The organism is Paenibacillus sp. FSL H3-0321, from assembly GCF_038002865.1.
Taxonomy (GTDB): Bacteria; Bacillota; Bacilli; order Paenibacillales; family Paenibacillaceae; genus Paenibacillus_AQ.
In genome coordinates this window covers 1,346,487-1,370,323 of record NZ_JBBODH010000001.1, presented here as the reverse complement: position 1 = coordinate 1,370,323, position 23,837 = coordinate 1,346,487, and the positions used below count along the sequence as shown (strand labels likewise).

Here is a 23,837-nt window from a genome sequence, read left to right as displayed (position 1 = left end):
TGTTCCGTTATCTCAATAACTCGGTTTGTAAATCCTATCCGTGTCAGTATCGATTACAAAATCCACCTCTACCTCTCCTTTAAGAGGTAACTGTTCGAAATTGTAGAGCTTGTAAAAGACTTCGGGTAAATCGCTTAAATCAGTAACTTGCTCTTTTACTTTTAGATATTTTTGTTTTAACTCCTGCTTAGTACACTTGGCACCCGAAATGTAAGATCTGTGAAAATAACCGTCAATTTCAACTAACAATGCAATCACGACCGGTTGCTAACCAATCCATATAGCTAAGAATATTTACATAATAACTTATCCCGTCTCCAGTAGGTTAAACTTTTTTTCCTAATAGTTGAGCAAAGACTATCAGACGTACGTGAGCCGTTACTCATCAGCCCCTATGTTAACTGATGCTCCCCGTAGTCTTGCTTGACCGTCAATGTCCAAGGTTTTGACGATGAAACTGTAAGATTTACCCGCATCGATTGCGGCGGAGGCAGCTCTAAGGTGAAAATCATGTGAGGCTTGCTTCACAAATCCAGGATCGGCAAATACAGAATGGCTATCATTTCCGGTACGGGTCTTATAGGTGGTGAAACCGATATACTCCTGGTTTTTCCAAATCCAACTTGCTTTCGATACGTCTCCGGGAGCGAAATAAAGATTGTAGTCTACTACATTTCCCGAGTTTTTCTTCTGTTCGTTATAGATGAAGACATTCGATGAATTCGCAAAGATGATATTATTGGTGATCATATTATTTTTGGTATCGTACTGTAGCAAAATTTCACCACTGCCATCATTTAGCGAATTATTGTGATATAGGGTATTGTTGATGATCTTGCAATTTACTGTTGAACCTCGTTCCATATCGTATCCGCCCAGCGCTATTCCCGTATACCGGTTACTGTAGACTATGTTGCTCCGCACGGTAACCTCGCTTGTGGATTTCCCTGCATGTTCACTGGCAATTTCAATGCCAATATCGTTGTTGTAACTGTAATTTCGTTCAATAACGCTGTCTTTTCCCCCATCGATGTAAATACCGCCAGCTGCATTGCTATGGTTAGGAAGTGATGTACCGTAAGAAGGGTTATAGTTGGATGTGATGTTATATACTCTATTGCCACTGACTAATCCGTTTCTCACTTGATCGTAGGACGGATGCGGCGCCGTTCCTTCGAAGCCGATGAGGTCGATACCGATATTGTCATTATCATGAATGAGATTGTTCGTCACGGCAAAAGTATCGACATTTCCGTTGATAACAAGGGACTCGCTTGAACCCAGTACCAGCTTATATAGCTCATTACCTTCTATCGTTACATGATGAATGGAGGCGGGAGCCTCAGTGCCATACACAGCGATACCGTGAGCATCCCGGCCAAGCAGGTCAATGCCGGATGGTGTTGCAGTATTTTTGATATCATGTACTTTGTTATTCAGTATCTTAATATAGCTACCAGAACCGTGGACAAATATACCTATTGGCAATTGCTCTGTTTTTGCTGTGCTGAAATTACGGATCTCAAACCCCTTAATCGTAATATAGCTGGCATTTTCAATCTCAATCAGGCCTTGTTGTCCTGTGACAGAAAGTCCGCTGCCATCAAGGATTGCTCTTTCCTGCGGGAAATTAGCGAACGTGATCGAACCCTCCCGGGCTGAGCCTGAACGGCTTATTTTAAGCTTTTGCTTATAGACGCCTCCTCTTACATACACCGTGCTGCCCGGTTTTGCGGAGTCTGCTGCATGCTGGAGCGTTCTCCAGGGAGATTTTTTGGTGCCCTCGTTGTCATCGCTGCCTTTGGAGTCAACAAAATAAGTAGGAACAGCTGCGGAAGTAGAAGTGGCACGCAATTGCAACAGCATAATCATTACGGTTGCAACTACCAAACTCAGTATGAAAAATTTACGCTTTGTTTGCATTGAGCTGGATCTGCCTTCCCTGAATGGTTTTCTTGTAATTATACTATAGTCATCCGTAAGTGGCTCTTATGCGCTATCTAGTAATGTTTGAGTAAATGTGCCCCGTTAGCGTAACGTCAGCTCGGAAGAATGAAATCCACCTATTACTAATAATGCAACTCTCATGGCGACGTCCTCTTTATGAGTAGTTACGTTCCCGGTAGCCCATTGAATGGCACCTTCATGGATGACTTGTGCAAAAATAGGCACATAAATATTTTTCTCGTCAGCTGTATAGATGTCTTCCAGACTTTTCGACAAATATTCCTTCAACCCATTTACTATTTTTTCTTTCAATTGTGGTACGACTAAGCCTACATAGCTGCTGCGGCATTGGATGTCAGGTGGTCGATAAAAATCGCATACTGCTAATACGAGTTGATGGATGCTGTCTTGATCGAATTTCACTACGCCTGCAGTGTGTTTTACAATGGCAGCTGATGCGGAATCTCCCATAACGTAGTCCAATAATTCGTATTTGTCAGTAAAGTGCGCATAGAATGTAGCCCGGTTGACTTGTGCTCCTTTTGTTATATCCGCTATTGTTATTTTTTCAAAATCCTTTTTGGAAACCAAATGAAAAAATGCGTTAATCAAAGACTGTTTCGTTTGTGTCATTCGCACATTCATTACTTTTGCCGCCATTTGCTTCACCCCTAACCCGACATATTAACAAGCTTGTCGCTATAGCAACATTTGTGCATCAATTGTTGGTTGTTGCATTAAATCATAGGTTGTATATTATCCATTAAAGCAACACCTGTTACTTTAATATAGCACAGAAAAGGAGCTTACGAAAAATGAAAACTATTGCAATAGTGGGTGCAGGTCCTGGATTAGGTTTGTCGCTAGCCAAAAAATTCGGAGAGAACGGATTTAGGGTGGCTGCCATTTCGCGTAATCCAGAGAAATTATCAATGATCATAAGCGAACTTAAAGAATTAAATATCGAAGCACAGTCTTATGTAGCGGATGTCACGAACTTGGCTGCTTTAAAACTAACCATTCAAGCGGTTAAAAAGGATTTTGGTTCTATCGATGTGCTAGAGTTTAGCCCTTATGCAGGGTGGGATAAATTCACAAATGTGCTGGAAACAACGCCAGAGAGTGTATTAGAACAAGTAAACAGCTATGTGTTGCCTGCCGTTCTTTTGGTCAATGAGGTATTACCGGATATGATAAACAACCATTCGGGCGCCATTCTATTTACAACAGGCTTATCTGCTATGTTCCCGTTGCCTTTTGTCGGGAATGGTGGAATCGTTATGTCGGGTATTCGTAATTACGCTACAAACTTGCACAATGAGTTGAAAGAAAAAGGTATATTTGTCGGACATCTTTCCATCGGAACCTTAATACAAGCCGGTACAGCAGGCGATCCGGATGTCATTGCAGATACTTGGTATGACCTATACGAGAAAAAGGACCGCTTTGAAGAAATATTCCCGCCAGGGTTTGATCCGACGAAAATTCCTAATCCATAACTATTAATTCATTCATTTTTTGTAAAAAAGGCTGGCTCTGTTCAAATCAAGTTCGGTGGAGGTAAGGTGAATAATGCTCTCTTCCGCTGCCGACAGAACGGCGGTGAAACATACCGGCAAAAGCCATGCCGTTTGATCCAAGTGAAGGATGAGCGGAGTTGCAAACAGCAAAAAACCGGCAAGTTTGTTTCCCCAGGTATGCAGGATGGCAAATGAATGATATTTATACGCCGCAATGACCAGGTTGGCCATGCGAATGAGCACGGTGGCAGCGATCCATGGCAGATATTCTAATATTTCATCCCCATTCTTGAAAATGATCGACACCATAACTACAGCAAAAAAGCCGAGGTCGGCAATGGAGTCCAGCTTCGCGCCAAAGGTACTTTCACTTTTGGTCTTACGGGCAATATACCCGTCCAACACATCGCTAAGCCCGCAAGCCAGATAGACTGCCGTAAAGAGCAGGGCATTGCCGTAAGTAAAAAACAAGGCGGGCAGGAGCACGATGCGGCTGATTGAGAGGATATTTGCGGTATTTTTTAACAACGGCATAACCTCCTATAAAAAATGTGTCCCCTTCATTTGGTTGATGCGATAATCATCCCAGTTACCGTCTTCATGTGCAATTCATAACTTCACAATAGAACGTTAAACAGGCCACCGGTTCCCGGCGGTCTGTTTCTTTTGGCATCACCCTGTGAAAATGGTCCATTCCCCTGCGAAAATGGTCCGAAACTGTGCTACAGCTCTCACGGAAAGGCGATCTGTCCTCTCTCCCGGCGGTGTGCTTAGGTCTGCTAGGATGAAAACGTAAACAAAAATCTGGATATAGGAGATTCCGATATGGGGGTACCTTCCGAAGAGCTGCTTCGCGGAGTGGAGCCGGTCCGTCCATCCCGCAGGAAGCTGCAGAACAAACACAAGCTGTTTCTCATGGCGCTTCCGTTTCTTGTTGTGACCTTTATTTTTTACTATTTGCCGATCAGCGGATGGATCTACGCGTTCTATGATTTCATCCCCGGCATTCCGCTGTCGGACACGCCGTATGTCGGGCTGAAATGGTTCCGGACTATGGTTTCGAATCCGACGCAGACCGCCGAAGTGCTGCGCGTGCTGAAGAACACGGTGGTGATGAGCTCCCTGGGGCTGATAACCTCTGTTTTTCCGGTCATTTTTGCGATACTGCTCACCGAAATTAAGTCGGGCTGGTACCGCAAGTTCGTACAGACACTGACCACGATTCCGAATTTCATCAGCTGGATTCTCGTCTATGCGCTGGCGTTCTCGCTGTTTTCCGTGGATAGCGGGGTGGTGAGCGGCATACTCGTGCAGTTGGGCATAGTCGATGAGGGATACAATTTCCTTGCTTCCAGCTCGAATATCTGGGTCACGATGATTGCCTGGTACTGGTGGAAATCGCTCGGGTGGGGGGCAATCCTGTATTTGGCGGCGATTGCAGGCATTGACCAGGAGCTGTATGAAGCGGCAGAGGTGGACGGAGCCAGCCGGTTCCGCAAAATCTGGCATATTACCGTGCCCGGTCTTATCCCTACCTTCTTTGTACTGCTGCTGCTCTCGATCGGGAACTTTGTGAATAACGGGATGGAACAGTATTTTGCCTTCCAGAACGCAATGAACAAGGATGCCATCGAAGTGCTGGACCTGTATGTGTACAATATCGCCTTTGCCAACAACTTCCCGTTCGCCACGGCGGTCAGCATGCTGAAATCGGTCGTCAGCGTCATTCTGCTGTTCGCGGCCAATACGCTGTCGAGAGTGGTGCGTGACGAATCTATCATTTAAGGGGGTGACTCCACTTGCGAAAAAAGCTAAAGCCCGGCGATGCCCTGTTCCAGGGAATTAACTATCTGCTCTTTGGATTGTTCACCCTGAGCTGCATTTATCCGTTCTATTATCTGTTCATCAACACGATCAGCTCCAATGATCTCAGTGCGGCAGGCTATATCAAATATTATCCGCGTGAGATCCATTTCGACAACTACTTCAAGGTGCTGCGGATCAGCGGGCTCAGCCATGCAGCGCTGGTGTCGGTCTACCGTACAGTAGTCGGCACAATGCTGACCGTAGGCGCTTCGGCTTTCCTGGGGTATCTGTTCACCAAAAAGGAGATGTGGGGCCGGCAAATCTGGTACCGCAGCGTTGTGGTTACGATGTACTTCAGCGCCGGGCTGATTCCCTGGTACATTACGATGCACAACCTGCATCTGACCAACAATTATCTGGCTTATATTCTGCCGACGATCATTACGCCATTCAATATTATTCTGGTCAAAACCTTTGTGGAGGCGATCCCGCCTTCACTGGAGGAATCCGCAAGCATGGATGGAGCAGGTTATCTGCGGGTGTTCTGGAGTATTATTGTCCCGCTGACAACGCCGATTCTGGCTACGATTACGATATTTTCGGCGGTAAGCCAGTGGAACTCCTTCATTGATACCGCATTTCTGATGACGGATACGAAATATTACACTCTGCAGTTTCTGCTCTGGCGTTACTTAAATGAGTCCAGTTCGCTGGCAGCGCTGATCCGCAATTCACCGGATATGGCAGCCAGCGTCCAGAACATGCAGACCCCGACCTCGGTCCGGATGACAGTAACGATGATTGTGGTACTGCCGATTCTAATTGTGTATCCGTTTTTCCAGCGTTTTTTTGTCAAAGGCATTATGATCGGCGCAGTCAAGGGCTGACACAAGGCAGCAACTGCAAGGAACAGGAATGGAGTCCGGCTCTGCCTGTGGCGGAGCTTGCACTTATGCAAATGTACACAAAACTTAAAGTGTATGCTTACGAAACGGGTTTTGTTCGATGCAGATTCAAGAGGAGCAGATTCTCACAAAACTATTAGGGGGTAACAAGCTATGAAGTTCAGAAGGTTATCGCTGCTTCTGCTGAGCGCCATCATGGTGTTCGTTCTGGCAGCCTGCGGCGGCGGAAACGGGAATTCAGGCAATGGGGGCAAAGCGGAGAGTACAGATAAACCGGTCACCGAGGCTACGAATGCGGCAAAAGAAACCGCAGCACCGGATGACGGCGTACTTGATCATTCCAAACCGCTGAAGCTGACGGTATTCTCAACAACCGCCAACTATGCGGGTCCGCAGACCGGCTGGTTCGCTAAGGTCATCAAGGATAAATTCAACATCGAGCTGGATATCGTCGCCTCCAACCTGACCGGCGGGGACACTAAAATCTCGGCGATGATGGCTTCCGGCGATCTTGGAGATATCATCGTCTTCGGGGATGATAAAAACCACTATCCCAATGCGATCAAAGGAAAGCTGCTGCTGGACTGGACGCAGGATGGGCTGCTTGATAAATACGGCACCGATATCATGAAGCAATTCCCGAAAGCTGTGGAGAAGGCTAAAGTTGCCTTTGGCGGGGGCAGCGCAGTCTATGGCATCGGAAACAGTGTTGCTACCAATCCTTCCGGCCCTTCCGAAGGCAAGGATATGACTTGGGGACCGGATTTACGGTGGGATCTGTACCAGCAAATCGGGGCACCGGAGATTAAAACCATTGAGGATTACCTGCTGGTCCTGAAAAAGATGCAGGAGCTTGAGCCGAAGAATGAGCAAGGCAAAAAAACCTATGCCTTCTCGCTCTGGTCCGACTGGGACGGCAACTACAAAATGACGCTGGCAAAGCAATTCGCCAACATGCTGGGCTATGATGAAATCCCCGATACTGCAGTCTACGTCAAAGCTGATGAAGAGAAATATTATGATTTCCTCTCCGAGGACAGCTGGTACATGAAGTCGCTCAAGCTGTATTACGAAGCCAACCAAATGGGGCTGCTCGATCCTGACTCCCTGACCCAGAAATTTGATGATGTGGTGGCGAAATACAAGGATGGCCGTATGCTGTTCTCCTGGTTCCCGTGGCTGGGTGCCGCCAACTACAATACCGCGGAAAGAACGGCGGAAGGCAAAGGTTTTGCACTGGTGCCGTTTAAGGATGAACTGATGTATTCAACAGGCTTCAATGTGTACGGCGGCAACGGTATTATTTCCATCGGAGCAAAAGCCAAGGAGCCTGCGCGGATTATGGAGTTCCTCAATTGGATGTATACGCCGGAAGGCGCGATGCTCTCGGCAGGCAGCGGAACAGCTGTACCTAACGGTCCTAAGGGCTTGACCTGGGATATTGACAACAATGGCCAGCCAGTAGTCACCGATTTCGGTTGGAAGGCTTACACTGACCAGCAGAACACCCAAGTACCTGAAGAATTTGGCGGTGGTGACTATTATTACGGGTCGAATCAGATGAACTTCTCGTTTGTTGTTCCGGCGATGGAGAATCCCGAGACAAGCGAGCCGTATGACCACAATTTGTGGAAGACAACACTGGAACGCAATCCATCGAAGCTTGACAGTGACTGGAGAGCAAAGATGGGCGTACTGACGGCTAAGGAATACTTTGAGAAAAACAATCTGCTCGCCGTTGCTCCGCAGGGCTTCACCGGCAAAGAGCCGCTGATCATGGATAAAACGCTGGAGCAGAAAAATAAACAGATCGGTACAGTCATTCAGCAGATTTCCTGGAAAATGGTTTTTGCCAAAAATCAGGCTGAATTTGACAAGCTGAACAAGGAAATGCATGACAAGGTCAACGGTCTCGGCTATGCCGACGTTATTGAATTTTCGGTCAAAAAAGCGGAAGAACTGTTCGAAGCCCGCAAAAGTGTAAAGTAAGCAGGGGCAGAGCATAAGGATAAGGCAGGGCGGCGCGGTGAGCTGTTCTGCCTTATTATTTTCAGTTCAGGTTAAATCTGGTATTCTAATTCTATTACATAAAACGCTTACAAAAAGAAGAGAGGATACGGAAAATGAGCAGAACGAAGCCAGGGAGCCATACGCCGGCAGTCAAATCTTTGCGGACTACCTTGGTGATTTATTTGCTGATCGGTACGCTGCTGCCGCTCCTGATCGTCGGAATTGTATCCTACACTTCGATTTTTTCGATTCTTTCGGGGAAAATCGGCAGCGGGATCAGCGCAAGCCTGCGCCAGGAGGCGCTCAGCCTGGAGAATGCCATCGACAATCTTGATTTTGCCTCCAAGCAGTTTGCGCTTGACGGCCAGATTGTGGAGGAAATGTCTTCTTTTCTGCTGGAGAAGCAGATTTACCGCAAATCGCAGATTATGAGTTCGATCAACCAGAAGATTAATCTGGTCAACTTCACCAATCCTTACATAGGGTTAACTGCCTATATCATGCCGGGCAGCGATGACCCGGTGCTGTTTACCAACATGAGCGCGCGGAGGAACTTTGATATCAGCACGCTGCCTTCCTTTATGCGTTATAACGGAGCTGATTATTACGGGCCGCATGGCACGATGTATGCTGTAGGCGATAACGTGGTTTTCTCCGAGCAGCGGATTGTCAGAGTGAGCGGCCAGCATCAGCTGTATATCTATCTGGAGACGAACTACAGTCTGCTGCGCAAAATTTTCAAGCAGGAAGCCTATGGAATGAAGGTAAACCATCTGCTGGTCAACCAGAGCGGCACACTTACCCATGTCATCGACGGCAAGCTGCCCGGAAAGATCGTCAAAGCAGCCGGGAAATCTTCGGGGCTTCCGCATGAGGAGCTGGACGGCTACCATCTGTTCCGATACGAGAGTCCGCAGGGCTGGAAGCTGGTGGCTGTCGTGAAAAAATCGGTATTTAACAGCGAAATTTACTCCTGGTTCTACAAAATGATTCTGCTCGCCCTCTCCACACTGCTCTTTGCCGGATTTCTGGCCTGGTTGATCTGGAAGCGGATTTATGGCCCTCTGCGCAAAGTCAACGTGGAAATTATCCGTATGGCCGAAAATGTTACCGCCCCTGTTGCCTTCACGAATGTGGAGGAGTTCGACTTTGTACTTAGCAACTTTCAGCAGATGAAGGATCAGGTTAATGAGCTGCTGCTGGCCGTAGCCCGCAATGAGAAGCAGAAAAGCCAGTTCGAGATTGAGAAGCTGCTCAGCCAGATCAACCCGCATTTCCTGCACAATACGCTGAACACGGTGCAGTGGCTAGCCCGGCTGAACGGGCAGAAGGAAATTGACAAGCTGGTCACACTGCTGGTGAAGGTGCTGCATTACAATCTCGGCAAACAGAGCATTATTGTTACGATCGGTGAAGAAATCGAAGCTATCCGCAATTACATGGAGCTTCAGCGTATCCGTTATGATTATGAATTTGAGTTCAACGTGCAGGCGGAGGAAGATGTGCTGTCCGCTGCGGTCCCGCGTTTTCTGCTTCAGCCGCTGGTCGAAAATTCGATTTATCATGGGCTCAGCGATAACGGGAAGGTCGAGGTTATAATTACTGCGCATGATATAGATGAAATTCTGCTGTGTGTGAAGGATAACGGAACGGGAATGGACCCTGACAAGATTGAAGAGCTGCTCTCGGATGACGGTGCCAGAAAGCGGGGACTCGGCATCGGCTTCTCCTACGTCATGCGGATGCTGAGGATGTATTACGGAGAGCAGATGACGCTGCAAATTGCCAGCAACCCGGGGGAAGGCACATGTGTATCCATTATCATACCTAAGAAAAGCAAGGAGGACTTCGATGATTAAGGCTGTTGTGGTCGATGACGAGCGGCTTGTGCGCAAAGGCTTCATCTCGCTGATTGACTGGTCGTCCTTTGGAGTTGTGATTGTCGGCGAGGCCGGGGACGGCAACGCCGCGCTGGCCCTGCTCCGCGAGCAGGAGACCGATTTGCTGTTTGTCGATCTCACGATGCCGGGGATGTCCGGGTTTGATCTCATCCGGCAGGTGCGGCAGCGGTTCCCAGGTATCCGCTGTGTAGTGCTGACCTGCCATCATGAATTTGATTATGTGCAGGAGGCGCTGCGCCTGGGTGCGGTTGATTACATCGTGAAGACACTGCTGGAGGTGGAGAATGCGGATGAGACGATCCGCCGTTTGGTTGAACGGATCAAATGGGAGGACAGCACCCGGGAGTCGCTTAGCCGCGGAGAGGGCAGGATTATCGCTGCGGACAAGGCGCTGCTCTACATGCCGCTGGACCCCCGGGCGAGCGAGGAAGAGCTGTTTCAGCTCTCGGTGGTGAAGAACCATCCGCTGATCACTTTTCAGGACATGTGGATCACGCCGCTGCACCAGCGGTTTGCGGAGGAAGATGGCAGCCGTGAGCTGAAGCAAGTGCTTGGGGGCCGCTGGCAGACGGCGCTGGTGAGCGGACTGCGGGATCAAAGCCTGCAGGAAGTGGAGAAAATCCTTGGGCTGACAGCGCAACATGCGTTGTTCTATTCCGGCGGAGCCGAGGAACCGGCCAGACTGAACTATGCCGAGCTTAAAGTAATGGCATCGGAAGCAACGATGTTCAGTGATGAGGAAGATGTTCTACAAGGAGCACTGAATCTCAGATGGACGATAGACCGGGGCGGATGGGAGACTTTTATGGCCGGAGTAATGATACAGCAGCCTTCACCGCAGCGGGTTTCCGACTTTGGGTATGCACTGCTCGGGAATTGGGGGACTCTGCTGCTGAAGCCCGAGGAGACGGCGCAGCTGCAAGCGGCGGCAGGGAATAATCTGAACTGGTGCCAATGGAAACACTGGCTGCGGCAGTTCTCCGATCATGCGCAGCGGCGGATGATTGAGCTGGGCCTGAGCAAAGAGGTGATGCTCTGCCTCATCCGGGCTGTCCGTTATATGCGAAGCCATGCCGGGGACAAAATCAATCAAAGCGATGTTGCAGCCGCTGTCAATATGAGCCGCGGCTATTTCAGCCAATGCTTCGCCCGCTTTGCCGGGAAGAGCTTTGGGGAGAGTCTGCGGGAGATGCGTCTGAATCTGGCCAAATCGCTGCTGCTGGAAAGTAATGAACCCATTTGCGAGATTGCCTGCAAATCAGGCTTTGAGGATGACCGTTATTTCAGCAGGCTGTTCCGGGATCGGGTCGGTAAGCTGCCGAGTGAATACCGTGCGGAGGGGATGAGGACTTGACGAAGAGGCTTACTGTTTACATCTCCGCCTTGCTGCTGCTTTGTCTGCCGGCATGCCAAGGCAGCAGGGTGCCGTCGGATTCCGCAGGAAGCGAACCGGGCGGCGGTGCCGCTGAAACTGCTGCTTATGGCAGATATGAAGACCCGGTTGTAATGCGCGTAGGGTTCAAAGTGCCTGATTCCCGGCTGAACACTGGCGACAGCAATGACAATAACCCGATTTCCCGGTATCTGGAGAGCCTCACGAACATCAGGGTTATCCACTCCTGGGAGGCAAAAGGCGAGGAGCCGTTTAATCAAAAAGTGCAGCTGGCCATCGACAGCAATGATTTGCCCGATGCCGTGGTGGTGGACAGGGATCAATTAAAAAAATTGATCGACAGCGATATGATTGCGGATCTGACCGGAACATACGAGCAATACGGTTCAGAGCTGATCAAGGATATGTATGATTCGACCAAAGGCGAGGCGCTTGGCGATGCCTCCCGCAACGGCAAGCTGTACGGGCTGCCGAATGTGGCGATCAATGCGGATTCTCTGTCTCTGCTCTGGATCCGCCAGGATTGGCTCGATAAGCTGGAGCTTCCGGCTCCGCGGACCTTTGAGGATATTGAAGCCATCGCGAAGGCGTTTGTTGAACGGGACCCTGACGGCAATGGTAAACGGGATACGCTGGGGCTTAGCGCCTACAAAAATATCGTGTACGGAACCAAGCCGCATGTGAATGGCCTGGACTCCGTGTTCAGCGCTTTTCACGCTTTTCCTACCAACTGGATCAGAACGGGCAGCGGCGAGATTGTTTACGGGTCAGTTGTACCGGAAACCAAAGAAGCGTTAGCCAAGCTGGCCGACTGGTACAAACGCGGCCTAATTGACCCTGAATTTGCGCTGTACAAAGAAACGCAGGAGCCGATTATCTCCGGCAATGCGGGGATGTTCTTCGGCCCGTGGTGGATGCCCTACTATCCGCTGTCAGAGGCAGTGGCGCTTGATACAAAGGCGGAATGGCGGGCCTATGCCGCGCCGCTGGACAGCGCAGGCAAATTCGTCGCGCATATGGCGCCGGTAACTGACCGCTATCTGGTCGTCCGCAAAGGGTATGAGCATCCCGAAGCCGTTATGAAGTTGCTCAACGTCTTCACCCGGCTGGAGAGAAGACGGGACCCCAACACGGAGGAAGTCAAGAAACTGGATGACTTCTCGGCACAGACCGGCATTCAGCCGCGTGCGTATTACCCGTTTGATCTGCTGATTGATTATTCCGGCGCTATTGAGAAACATTATGCGGACATTCAGCAGGCGCTGCACGGCAAGATCGACCCGGATCTGCTAGACCCGGATACCAGGGTTATCTATGAGCGGTGGCTCGCCGAGGAGGAGCAGCCGAAGAAGAATCTGGAGGGCTGGAAAGCAGCCAATTCTTACAAATACGGGGCAGCTGTATTGTCCACGACGGCGATTGAGGGCGTGCGCAGCGTTTTTTATGGCAGCACAACCCATATGCAGAGTGTATGGCCGGCGCTGCAGAAGCTGGAGAGCGAGACCTTCCTGAACATTATCGTCGGTGATACGCCGGTGAGCAGCTTTGATACTTTTGTGGCGGAATGGAAAAGGCAGGGCGGGGATCAGATCACCCAGGAAGTCAACGTGATCGTGAAAAGCAGAGAGGCGGAGCAAATGAGTGATATGGCGGAATAGCGAGCTTTGGCGGTCATGGAAAGGAAGGTTGGGGGGAGCGGATAGGGAGTAAAGGATGGAATAAGGCGCCGTTCTGGTGTTGACTGAGAGTTAAAGTGACGTAAACGTGGACGACGTATCTAAGAAGATTACGGTGGGAATTGGGTTTCGAGTGAGTAGCCTCAAGCAGTTCCAGTGTTGTATAAACAAGCTTCGGACCCCAGCGTCCTTATTTAAGATAGATCATGTGTTTTTTTGGACTTTCGGACTCCAGTGACGTTATATGCTGATCTTGATGCGGATTCTGGCTGTGATCGAAGGAATAGCTGCACCTGAGTCCGCTTGTGGTATTAATCATCTTGTTTTTCCACAATAGCTGCATCTGAGTCCGTAAGGATAGAAAACATTGTAGAAAGTAGGCAACTATGAGTACAGTGCTACTTCACAGGTTGATTAGCAGCTGTGAGTACAGTGCTACGTTCCAGGTTGATTAGCAGCTGTGAGTACAGTGCTACGTTCCAGGTTGATTAGCAGCTGTGAGTACAGTGCTACGTTCCAGGTTGATTAGCAGCTGTGAGTACAGTACTACGTTCCAGGTTGATTAACAGCTGTGAGTACAGTGCTACTTCACAGATTGATAAGCCGCTGTCAGTACTCTCATCAGCTTGTAAATGCTCGTATTCCGGTGAAAAAATGCTTCCGCTGCCCGTAGCACCCGAACAGACAGAAGGCCGGAGTTCCCATCAGGGAAATCCGGCCTTCTGTGTTGTCCAAACCATTTCGTCTAACCCAAAAGAATATTCCCCCGCTTCTCCTTACGGAGCGGCGGTTATATCGCCGGAAACAACGGCTCCGGCACGGCCGCTCGTTGACAGGTAGCTAAGCCAAGCCCCGGCCAAGGCCAGCACAGCAAGGACAGCGGCTAGCCAGGGAATTGAGGATAGGCCGAATGAATTGATGGCGACCCCGCCGAGATAAGCACCTGCTGCATTGCCCAGATTAAGTGCGGAATGGCTTGAGGTCGTGGCCAGCAGCGGCGCTTTATGCGCCAGATTCATGATCCGCAGCTGGATGCCGGGCATAATGCCGAACGCCGCGATTCCCCAAAGGAAGATATTAATAATTGTAAGCAGCGGATTGTGCAGCGTCAGCGTGAACATAGAGATTATCAGTGCGAGCACACCGAAGTTAACCATCAGTGACGGCATGAGTTTCCAGTCAGCCAGCTTGCCGCCGGCAATATTTCCGATGGTGACGCCAACTCCGAACAGTACGAGAATCCAGGTGACATGATGTTCGGCAAAGCCGGTAATGTTCTCCAGCATTGGCGTGATGTAAGTGAAGAGCGAGAACAGGCTGCCGCAGCCCAGCGCTCCGGTGAGCAGAATCAGCAGCACCTTCGGATTCACCAGACCGCGCACCTGTTCGCGGAGATTGGCAGTCTGCTCCTGGACAATCTCGGGAATAAACCGGATAATACCGAACAATGAGACGATGCCCAGCACGGTAATGGCCCCGAAGGAGGCCCGCCAGCCGAGCTGCTGGCCGATAAAGGTGCCGAACGGCACTCCGATAATATTGGCGACGGTCAAGCCCGCAAGCACGACTGATACGGCCCCGGCCCGTTTCTCCGGCCTTACCAATCTGGCGGCAATAATTGTGCCTACCCCCAGGAAGGTCCCGTGCGCGAAGGCGGTAAGAATGCGGGCGATAATCAGCAGCGTGTAGGTAGGCGCAATCACCGACACAGCATTGCCGAATATAAAAATGCACATCAGAATGACGAGCAGCTGCTTCTGCGGCAACCGGTGCGTAAAGATAGTCAGAATAGGTGCACCGATGGCTACGCCAAGCGCATAGCTGGTAATAAGCTGTCCGGCTTGCGGAATGGTTACCCCGAGGTCATGCGCAACATTGGGCAGAAGCCCCATGATGATAAACTCGGTCATGCCAATCGCAAATGCGCCAAGGGTAAGACAGAGAAGTGACAGCGGAAACCGTTCCTTTGGCTGCGATGGTGATGTGTGGCCCTTGGCCGGATTTATCTTCATAAGGCTTGTCCGTCCCCGGACAGTGGCGGCTCATCCCAGCCTTTGCACACGTCCACCCAGTCCGTACTTTTAGAGTACAAGGCGAGTTCATCACAGGTCAGCTCAATCGCAGAATTGGTGCTGCCGCAGGCCGGAAACAGCGTATCGAAGCGCTGCATGGAAATATCCAGATAAACTTTTAGCTCCCGGGCGAGGCCGAATGGACAAACCCCTCCGATCTCATGACCCGTCTGCTCCAGAACTTCATCGGGACTGAGCATTCTCGCCTTGAAACCGAAGACTTCTCTGAATTTCTTGTTGTCGACCTTGGCGTCTCCTGCAGCAACGACCAGAATGGCATCGTCATTTACCCCGCGGAAGGACAAGGTTTTGGCTATACGGGCAGGAATTACCCCAATCGTCGCCGCCGCCATCTCTACGGTAGCGCTGGAAGTGGCGAACTCCAGTACATCCTGCTCTCTGTTAAAAGTACGGAAATGTTCTTTTACACTTACAATCGACATGAGCCTTGCTTCCTTTCTGAAAGTTCATTATTTTTTCATATTGGTTTACATTTTAACTTGTTTTTTATGAATGGGCAAAACATTCCTAATCTAGCATCCAAGCATTTTTGGCTCAAGGGCATTAAATAATACAAAAACAGGATAGAGGTGAGGACAGATGAGGTTTGAGGAGATCAAGGGGGCTTATGATTGCATTGTATGTCTGGGAAGTTCTTGCGAACCGGCGGCGCATTTGCGCAGAAGGGGGTTAAGGACTTTTTCATCGCCTCTGGACTGGGTGGTTTCGTTATCCCATACAGATGTGAACCTACTGCTCAGCCGACGATTCCCGGAATACATGGAGCTGCCGAATGAGGTGCCGGACGAAGGGGACGATGTCTTCGTGGAGAATGAAGTTGTAATGCCGGTCCGATCGTATTTTATAAAAGATTACTATTATTATGTGATTTCCGTTCATGATTTTCCTATTCTTGAGGAGCAGGAGTGGGGCTCCGTGTATCCGGGCTTTAAGGATAAAATCGACATGCGCAGCCAGCGTTTGCTGGATCAGCTGATTGTCAGCCGGAAGGTGTTGTTCATCCGCTGGGGAAGTACTTATGAAGAGTCACTGCAGCTTCAAAAAGTGCTGGGCTCGTTAACTTTGGGAACCTTCCATATTCTGATCGTAAACGGAGTGGACGGACTGGAGTCTGTGACCGATAACGAATGGGGACTACCGGGCATCAGTTCACTGAGCATTCCGAACCGGACCGGGGATAATGAGACTTGGGACTATATTCTGGAGGGGGTTAGCCTGGAATAAAGGCTGCCGTGAGCGAAATAAGGAGTTCTGAGGATAGCACAGCGTGGCGACTGCTTCCTCCTTTTGCCGTTAATCGGACAAGCCCAGTCCTTTGCCCTGGACCATCCAATCCTCCCCCTCCCCGAATCACAACTCTCCGGAATTTATGCTGATCTTTTGGAGCAGAGTAACCAATAGATCTGCTTCCTCCTCTGTTAAATTGGCCGAAAGCTTGCGGTTAAGTTCATCCATTATAGCTTGAAATACCGGTGCGAACTCAAGTGTCTTAGCGGTCGGATACAGGAGCGAAGAGCGCCGGTCTTTCGGATCGGTTCTCCGTTCGATATAACCCAAATGCTCAAGATGTTTGACGGACCGGGCGGTTGTTGCTTTATCGAACTTCATCTCATTTGTCATTTGATCCTGGGTAATTCCAGGCTGGCCAAGGATCAGCTTAAGAAAGTTGTGCTGCCCGCCGCTGCCGATCCCATAAGGAGCCAACTCCCGGGCTAAATATTTCTGGTTTTGACGCTGAAGGTTGGAAATCAACTTGCCAATCGGTTCTTTTTTCAAAAATGACACCTCTTTAGGTTAAATGCTGTTGCAACCCTTTATCTGTTCAAAATATTACAACAAAGTCGTTGCGTGCGCAACTAATTTGCGGTACACTGGGGAATGTCGGATAGTTGCGCGTGCAACTATCTCTAAAAACTGATTCAAGAGGGTGTTAGTTATGAGTTCCATTGCCGCAACCTATCAGGATGATGCCGCCATCCAGAAGAAACGCTGGATTATCCTGATCGTCTTAAATCTTTTTACCTTTATGTCAACGCTCGACGGAAGTATTGTCAATATTGCTTTGCCCGTGCTGGTGAAGCAGCTGAACCTGCCGGTAGCTCAGGTCGAATGGGTAACGACAGGGTATCTGATGGCTATTTGCGCAGTCATCCTGCTTTTCGGGAAGCTTGGAGATATGCTCGGCAAGATTCGGATTTTCAAAATCGGCACGATCGTCTTTATCGTCGGCTCGCTGCTCTGCGGTCTGAGCACAAGTCTGCCTTTCCTTATAATATCGCGTGTGGTTCAGGCGATCGGGGCCTCCATGACCATGGCGAACAGCCAGGGGATCGTGACGGATATTTTCCCGCCTACAGAGCGGGGCAAAGCGCTGGGGCTTATCGGCACCTTCGTATCGCTGGGGAGTATCGCCGGACCGAGTCTGGGCGGGATTATTGTTTCAACACTGGGCTGGGAATATATTTTCTGGGTAAACCTTCCGATTGGCCTGATTGCTGTTGTGCTTGGATGGAAGGTTCTGCCTAAGGATCTGGTACGGGTAAAATCGAAAATCGACATTCCCGGAAGCATGCTGTTCGCGGTGTTTATACTAACGCTGTTTGCCGGACTGCTGCTCGGGCAGCAGCTTGGGTATGGGGATGCCCGCATCCTCACGGCGCTGATCATCGCAGTTGCTGCATTTATTGCTTTTATTACCGTAGAATTGCGCCGCGCAGAGCCGCTGCTGCAGCTTTCGCTGTTCAAGAACCCCTTATTCTCACTCAGCATTTTGTGCGCATTTCTTGTGTTCGTGGCCAACTTTTGCTTCAACATCATTGCCCCGTTCTATGCGCAGAACATGCTGAATCTGTCGCCTTTTTATGCCGGATTTCTGCTTATGCTGTTTCCGATCTGCATGGTGGTGGTTTCACCGGTCAGCGGAGCCTTGTCCGATAAGATCGGTTCCGAGCTCCTGACCTTTGCCGGACTAATCGTGATGGTTATCGCCCAGTTTGGGCTGGCCCGGCTGCATGACGGAAGCTCTGTGCTATTGGTCGGATTGTGGATCGCGATGCTCGGTGTCGGCAGCGGCTTGTTCCAATCGCCCAACAATTCACTCATCATGTCCAAGGTGCCGCGGACACAACTTGGTTCCGCAGGCAGTGTCAACTCGCTGGTCCGCAATGTGGGCATGGTTGTCGGGATCACCATCGCCACCTCCATCCTGTTTAATGTCATGAGCAGCAAGGCAGGGCATCGGGTAACCGATTTGGTTCCGGGCCGTCCGGATATTTTTCTCTCGGGGATGCATGTTGTATTTATGACTTCCTCGGCAATTTGTCTGGTCTCGGCACTGCTTACCGGCTGGCGGCTGATCACGGCAAGAAGAGACAAGAGAACAGCAGCTTAACTTGAACAAATTTATTGAAATAGGTGTCACAAAATAATCCGCCCGATTGTCTACAGTATTGTAAACACATTGAGGAGGAAATTATGATGAGTTTGAGATTTAATTACAGAGCAGTAAACGCGCCCGCTTTCCGGGCAATGATGTCCCTGGAGCAGCATACCGCAGGCCGGGGCAGCGATAAGCTCCTGACTGAACTGGTCAAAATACGGGTATCCCAGCTGAACGGCTGCGCCTTCTGCCTGGATATGCACGCCAAGGATTTGCTGAAGCTGGGGGATTATCAGGATAAACTGCTGCTGGTCACGGTATGGCGCGAGGCGCCGATCTTTACGGATAAAGAGAGAGCTTTGCTTGAGCTTGCCGAAGCTGTCACACATATCAGTGAAGCCGGCGTGCCCCACGATGTATATGAGAAGGTCCGGGAGCATTTCAGCGAAGAAGAATTTGTTGATTGGATTATGGCGATCAATACGATCAATTGCTGGAACCGGTTAGCGATTTCTACAGGAATGTATCCGGGAGCTAGCCTCTAAATCGCTGAGGATAAATTCAGGAGGAGGAGGAGTGCCATTGAAGCCACAAAGCAACGAGGCCGACACAAGGTTAACTGCATCTCAAGCACCGGGGATGGAGGAACTGTTTCTCAGTTACAAGGCTTACGCCTTCTCCATCGCTTACCGGATGCTCGGAACAGCGGTTGATGCGGAGGATGCGGTGCAGGATTGCTTCGCCGAGCTGCAGCGGCGTGACCGGACCGGCATTCACAATATGAAGGCCTATGTGGCAAAAGGCATTACCAACCGCTGCCTGAATATGCTGAACTCGGCGCGCAGCCGCAGAGAGACCTACATCGGCGAGTGGCTGCCTGAGCCGGTAAGCGAACCTTATGACGGACCTGAGGCAGCAGCGGAACGTAAGGATACGCTGTCGTATGCGTTTCTGGTGCTACTTGAGCGGCTGTCGCCCACTGAACGGGCGGTATTTGTACTGCGCGAGGCCTTTCAGTACGATTATGGGGATATCGCAGAGATGCTGGGCAAAGCGGAAGCCAATTGCCGGCAAATCTTTAGCCGGGCCAAGCGCACCCTGCAGGCCGAACCTTCTGCAACCATGGCTGAGCCCGGGACGGGAACGGCGAGATCAGGCCTGCTGCGGCGCTTTACCGAGGCTTTTACCGCTTATGATGTCAGTGCGATGCTGGAACTGCTGTCCGATCATCCCGTGCTTGTTGCCGACGGCGGCGGCCAGGATGTCCATACGATCCTTAGGCCGATGGTTGGCCGCAAGGGAGTGCTGGCACTCTTGACTTCGCGCCGGGTGCTGAACCGGCTGCGGGAATTGGAGCCGTCTGTAGAAACGGTCAACGGCGAAGACCAACTGGTATTCAGGCAGGGTGGTGAGGTTAAAGCCGTGCTATGTCTGGTACTGGACCGTGCAGGGGAGCAGATTCAGAGCTTCTATCTGGTTGTAGGACCGGAAAAGCTGGGTCATGTATTCTAAGCCGCGGGCTGTTCTATCACCCGATTAGTTTATAAAAAGAGCGCCGCCCACCTAATGAGGTGAGGCGGCGCTTTTGTGCAAATATAAGAATTTATATGCTTCACACTATAAATTATCCTTCTATTTCTCGCTGAAACGGATACCGTCCTTTTGAGGACGGCGGATGCCGTTTCCACTTGGAATATTAGTTCTTGAAGCTGTGGATTGGAGCGGGAATACGTCCGCCCCGGTTCACGAACCCGGCGCAGTTAAAAGGATTCACGGCCATCACCGGGGCGTAGCCGAGCAGACCGCCAAATTCAACCATCTCGCCGACTTCCTTGCCGATAACCGGGATTAGGCGGACGGCGGTTGTCTTGTTATTGACCATGCCGATTGCGGCTTCATCAGCGATAATGCCGGAGAGGGTTTCTTTGCTGGTGCTGCCCGGAATGGCAATCATGTCGAGGCCGACGGAGCAGACACAAGTCATCGCTTCGAGCTTCTCCAGCGTCAGCGCACCGCGCTGAACAGCCTGGATCATGCCATGGTCTTCACTGACCGGGATAAACGCGCCGCTAAGTCCGCCGACATAAGAGGAGGCCATGACGCCGCCTTTTTTGACATTATCGTTCAGGATGGCGAGTGCTGCCGTGGTGCCGGGTGCTCCGGCTTCTTCGAGGCCCATGACCTGGAAAATCTCGGCGATGGAGTCACCGACCAAAGGGGTGGGTGCCAGCGACAGATCAATGATGCCGAACGGCACATCCAGCCGTTTGGAGGCTTCCTGTGCAACAAGCTGTCCTACACGGGTCACCTTGAAGGCGGTTCGTTTGATTGTCTCGCACAGCGTTTCAAAGTCCTGGCCCTTTACCTCTTCCAGTGCGCGCTTGATTACACCAGGGCCGCTGACCCCAACGTTAATCACACATTCCCGCTCGCCCACGCCGTGAAATGCTCCGGCCATGAAGGGGTTGTCCTCAACGGCGTTGCAGAAGACAACCAGCTTGGCGCAGCCGATGGAATCACGGTCCTTGGTGCGTTCCGCCGTCTGGAGGATGATGTCGCCCATTAGCTTCACGGCATCCATATTGATCCCGCTGCGCGAGGAGCCTACATTCACAGAGGAACAGACTCTTTCCGTCACAGCCAGCGCTTCAGGGATGCTGTCGATCAGAATCCGGTCCCCTTTGGTGCAGCCTTTCTGCACAAGCGCCGAGAAGCCGCCAATAAAGTTGACGCCCACCTCTTTGGCCGCCTTGTCCAGAATTTCGGCAACCGGCACATACGTATCCGTATGCACGGAACCGGCTGCAATGGAGATCGGGGTGACAGAGATCCGTTTATTGACAATCGGTACGCCGAATTGCCGTTCCAGATCCTCACCGGTCTTCACTAGCTTCTCGGCGGACCGGGTGATTTTGTCGTATACATTCTGGTTAAACACCCGCAAATCTGTATGGGCACAGTCCATCAGGCTGATCCCCATCGTAATGGTGCGGACATCCAGATTCATTTCGCGGATCATTTTATTCGTTTCCTGCACTTCCACAAGTGAAATCATCCCTATCTCTTCCTTTCGCTGCTAGCTAGATGCGGTGCATAATATTGAAAATGTCCTCGTGCTGGAGCTTGATTTCAACGCCGATTTCTTCGCCTACCTGCTGCAGGTCCTCCACAATCTCTTCAAAGGACTTGCTTGGCGCGGAAATATCCACAATCATCATCATGTTGAAATAGTCCTGCACAATCGTCTGCGAAATGTCGAGAATGTTCAGATTGTGGCCTGCAAGGTAGGTACAGACTTTGGCGATAATCCCTACTTTGTCTTTTCCCAGTACAGTTATAATCCCCTTCAATGAAAAAGCCTCCTATTTATCTATTCTCTGTTCATCCGCCGCATTAACGGAATGAACCGTTGCAATTATTATTGCAAATGATGTTGCAGTCATCAACCAAAGGTTTTTTGTCAGTCTGATCATAAATTTGATCTTATGCCCTAATTTCATTAGAATACAGTTGACAGAGTTAAAAATATATGATCAACAGATAGATTGACATGATCGCCTGAAGGAGTAACTATGACAACGAGAAAATACAAAGAGCTGGTTGAGCAGCGTACCAGGCAAACCCTGCAAAAGTGGTCGGAACAGCCGGACGTCGAGGAAAAGGAAATCTACCGCTTTTTACATAATTTGAAGGGCACGGCCGGAACGGTAGGCCTTCACCTGGTGGAGGAGTATGCCGGCAGCACATTGCTTTATTTCTCAGATGAATCTTATAAAAATTGGACAGAGGCCGAGTGGGGGGATTATTTGTATCCTTTGCTGGGGCTTTTTGATGAGCAATTGATGAACGGAGCAATACCTGTCCCGGGTTTGCAAGCGGCAATGTTGTCTGACGGGAAGAAGCAATACGAAATTCTGCTCATTGATGATGATGTAGAGCTGGTGGCCTTTTTAAGGGAATCGCTGGAGAAGCAGTCCTATTTTGTGAGTATTGCATTATCCGCCGAACGGGGACTCAAAATTTTTTATGAAACCAAGCCGGACATGATCCTGCTGGATATCCTGCTGCCCGATCAGAGCGGGATTGATGTTCTGAAACAAATCATCGGCAAGGCGAAGAAAGAGCGTATTCCGATTATTATCGTCAGCGGTGAACATTCCAAGGATGTGCAGATGTATGCCTATTCGCTGGGTGTGATGGATTATATCCCGAAGCCTGTAGATATTGATTTGTTCCTGGTACTCATTAAGAACCGCTTTGAGCTGAAGCTTGAATGGCAAAAATCCATAATCGTGGATGAGCTGACCGGGGCTTTTAACCGCAAATATTTTAATCAAACGATGAAGCAGCTGATCTCCGATTTCAGGCGGACCGAGCGGACGTTTTCGCTTGCGCTTATGGATCTGGATTACTTTAAACATGTGAATGACAGCTACGGCCATCTGGTCGGAGATGAGGTACTCCAGACTTTTTCCGAGCTGGTGCTGAAATCAATCCGGGTGGAGGATACATTCTGCCGCTATGGCGGTGAAGAGTTTGCCCTGTTCATGCCCAATACCGATGCCGCATCGGCCATGCTTGTCATCGAAAGGATTCAGCAGCAGTTCTCCTTGAAAGAGTTTTGGGCCAAAAATGAACGATTTAATGTTTCCTTCTCCGCCGGGATCACAGAGGTAACGGAATCTCACCTCAATGCCGATAAACTTATTGACGAAGCGGATCAGGCGCTGTATGCCAGCAAACATGCCGGCAGAAACCAGACCACATTGTATGACGAGCATTTGCCGGCAGGCAAGCTGGAGTCGGTTCTGAATGTCATTATCGTTGACGATGATCCGCTGATCCGCAGAATAGTGACCCATCAGTTCCAAGCTTGGGAGCCGGAGAGCATTGCCAAAGTGAAAGTAAGCAGCTATTCTAACGGCCCGCAGTTTCTCCAAACGGATTGGTATGCTCCCGAAGAGAAATTTATCATCCTGCTTGATGGCATTATGCCGGAGCTGGATGGGGTGGAGGTGCTTGAGCGGATCCGCGGGAGTTATCCGGAAGTGAATATTCTCGTGATCATGCTGACCGGGCGGAACGACCAGCGGGATATCATACATGCCCTGCAAATGGGTGCCGATGATTATGTTATCAAGCCGTTTCACTTGCCGGAGCTGCTCACAAGAATTGAACGGCTGGCCCACAGATTTTTGTTCTGAAAC

The 23,837-nt window shown here is 50.2% G+C and carries 20 protein-coding genes; 12 read left to right on the top strand and 8 right to left on the bottom strand.

Features of this window, described 5'->3' with window-relative positions:
- Positions 1-378: 378 nt before the first annotated feature.
- Entirely contained in the window at positions 379-1,923 is a 1,545-nt protein-coding gene (locus tag MHI45_RS06010) for a right-handed parallel beta-helix repeat-containing protein (RefSeq protein ID WP_076109770.1), read from the bottom strand.
- Between the two features lie 105 nt (positions 1,924-2,028).
- Complete coding sequence (locus MHI45_RS06005; protein WP_076109769.1) at positions 2,029-2,607, bottom strand: TetR/AcrR family transcriptional regulator; 579 nt, start codon at positions 2,605-2,607, stop codon at positions 2,029-2,031.
- Between the two features lie 155 nt (positions 2,608-2,762).
- Between MHI45_RS06005 and MHI45_RS06000 the strand changes: the two genes are divergently transcribed.
- Positions 2,763-3,446: an SDR family NAD(P)-dependent oxidoreductase gene (locus MHI45_RS06000; RefSeq protein WP_076109768.1), complete on the top strand. Its 684-nt coding sequence runs from the start codon at positions 2,763-2,765 to the stop codon at positions 3,444-3,446.
- 12 nt (positions 3,447-3,458) lie between these two features.
- On the opposite strand, the gene MHI45_RS05995 is transcribed toward MHI45_RS06000, so the two are convergent.
- Positions 3,459-3,995, bottom strand: a complete 537-nt coding sequence (locus MHI45_RS05995; protein ID WP_218642519.1) for a CDP-alcohol phosphatidyltransferase family protein — start codon at positions 3,993-3,995, stop codon at positions 3,459-3,461.
- Positions 3,996-4,292: 297 nt separating this feature from the next.
- Here MHI45_RS05995 and MHI45_RS05990 point away from each other — a divergent pair, with 297 nt between their 5' ends.
- From MHI45_RS05990 to MHI45_RS05965, 6 genes are all read left to right on the top strand, one after another.
- Complete coding sequence (locus MHI45_RS05990; protein ID WP_076109766.1) at positions 4,293-5,252, top strand: ABC transporter permease; 960 nt, start codon at positions 4,293-4,295, stop codon at positions 5,250-5,252.
- Positions 5,253-5,266: 14 nt separating this feature from the next.
- On the top strand, positions 5,267-6,160 hold the full coding sequence (locus tag MHI45_RS05985; RefSeq protein ID WP_038594234.1) for a carbohydrate ABC transporter permease: 894 nt from the start codon (positions 5,267-5,269) through the stop codon (positions 6,158-6,160).
- 171 nt (positions 6,161-6,331) lie between these two features.
- A complete protein-coding gene (locus MHI45_RS05980) occupies positions 6,332-8,167 on the top strand; it encodes an extracellular solute-binding protein (RefSeq protein WP_076109765.1) in 1,836 nt (611 codons plus the stop codon).
- Positions 8,168-8,301: 134 nt separating this feature from the next.
- Positions 8,302-10,047, top strand: coding sequence for a sensor histidine kinase (locus tag MHI45_RS05975; protein ID WP_076109764.1), 1,746 nt, complete (start codon positions 8,302-8,304; stop codon positions 10,045-10,047).
- A complete protein-coding gene (locus MHI45_RS05970; RefSeq protein ID WP_076109763.1) occupies positions 10,040-11,443 on the top strand; it encodes a response regulator transcription factor in 1,404 nt (467 codons plus the stop codon). The genes MHI45_RS05975 and MHI45_RS05970 overlap by 8 nt, the downstream gene beginning before the upstream one ends.
- A complete protein-coding gene (locus tag MHI45_RS05965) occupies positions 11,440-13,140 on the top strand; it encodes an extracellular solute-binding protein (protein ID WP_083675521.1) in 1,701 nt (566 codons plus the stop codon). The genes MHI45_RS05970 and MHI45_RS05965 overlap by 4 nt, the downstream gene beginning before the upstream one ends.
- A gap of 794 nt (positions 13,141-13,934) precedes the next feature.
- Here MHI45_RS05965 and MHI45_RS05960 read toward each other — a convergent pair.
- A complete protein-coding gene (locus tag MHI45_RS05960) occupies positions 13,935-15,170 on the bottom strand; it encodes an MFS transporter (protein ID WP_076109761.1) in 1,236 nt (411 codons plus the stop codon).
- Entirely contained in the window at positions 15,167-15,673 is a 507-nt protein-coding gene (locus MHI45_RS05955) for a YbaK/EbsC family protein (protein ID WP_076109760.1), read from the bottom strand. The genes MHI45_RS05960 and MHI45_RS05955 overlap by 4 nt, the downstream gene beginning before the upstream one ends.
- Before the next feature lie 157 nt (positions 15,674-15,830).
- Between MHI45_RS05955 and MHI45_RS05950 the strand changes: the two genes are divergently transcribed.
- The gene (locus MHI45_RS05950) at positions 15,831-16,475 is read left to right on the top strand and encodes a DUF1796 family putative cysteine peptidase (protein WP_076109759.1); all 645 of its coding nucleotides are present in this window, start codon (positions 15,831-15,833) and stop codon (positions 16,473-16,475) included.
- 126 nt (positions 16,476-16,601) lie between these two features.
- Here MHI45_RS05950 and MHI45_RS05945 read toward each other — a convergent pair whose 3' ends face one another.
- The gene (locus tag MHI45_RS05945; protein ID WP_076109758.1) at positions 16,602-17,027 is read right to left on the bottom strand and encodes a MarR family winged helix-turn-helix transcriptional regulator; all 426 of its coding nucleotides are present in this window, start codon (positions 17,025-17,027) and stop codon (positions 16,602-16,604) included.
- A gap of 160 nt (positions 17,028-17,187) precedes the next feature.
- On the opposite strand from MHI45_RS05945, the gene MHI45_RS05940 reads away from it, so the two are divergent.
- The 3 genes from MHI45_RS05940 to MHI45_RS05930 all read left to right on the top strand — a co-directional run bounded on the left by MHI45_RS05940 (position 17,188) and on the right by MHI45_RS05930 (position 20,142).
- Positions 17,188-18,642, top strand: a complete 1,455-nt coding sequence (locus tag MHI45_RS05940; protein ID WP_076109757.1) for an MFS transporter — start codon at positions 17,188-17,190, stop codon at positions 18,640-18,642.
- 86 nt (positions 18,643-18,728) lie between these two features.
- Positions 18,729-19,175: a carboxymuconolactone decarboxylase family protein gene (locus MHI45_RS05935; protein WP_076109756.1), complete on the top strand. Its 447-nt coding sequence runs from the start codon at positions 18,729-18,731 to the stop codon at positions 19,173-19,175.
- A 94-nt stretch (positions 19,176-19,269) separates the two neighbouring features.
- On the top strand, positions 19,270-20,142 hold the full coding sequence (locus MHI45_RS05930; RefSeq protein ID WP_076109878.1) for a sigma-70 family RNA polymerase sigma factor: 873 nt from the start codon (positions 19,270-19,272) through the stop codon (positions 20,140-20,142).
- A 184-nt stretch (positions 20,143-20,326) separates the two neighbouring features.
- Here MHI45_RS05930 and MHI45_RS05925 read toward each other — a convergent pair whose 3' ends face one another.
- Positions 20,327-21,682, bottom strand: a complete 1,356-nt coding sequence (locus tag MHI45_RS05925; RefSeq protein WP_256718062.1) for a PFL family protein — start codon at positions 21,680-21,682, stop codon at positions 20,327-20,329.
- 28 nt (positions 21,683-21,710) lie between these two features.
- Positions 21,711-21,980, bottom strand: coding sequence for an ACT domain-containing protein (locus tag MHI45_RS05920; protein WP_019910116.1), 270 nt, complete (start codon positions 21,978-21,980; stop codon positions 21,711-21,713).
- 222 nt (positions 21,981-22,202) lie between these two features.
- Between MHI45_RS05920 and MHI45_RS05915 the strand changes: the two genes are divergently transcribed.
- Positions 22,203-23,834 carry a GGDEF domain-containing response regulator gene (locus tag MHI45_RS05915; RefSeq protein WP_076109755.1) on the top strand — a complete coding sequence of 544 codons (1,632 nt, stop codon included), beginning with the start codon at positions 22,203-22,205 and terminating at the stop codon, positions 23,832-23,834.
- Positions 23,835-23,837: the final 3 nt, after the last annotated feature.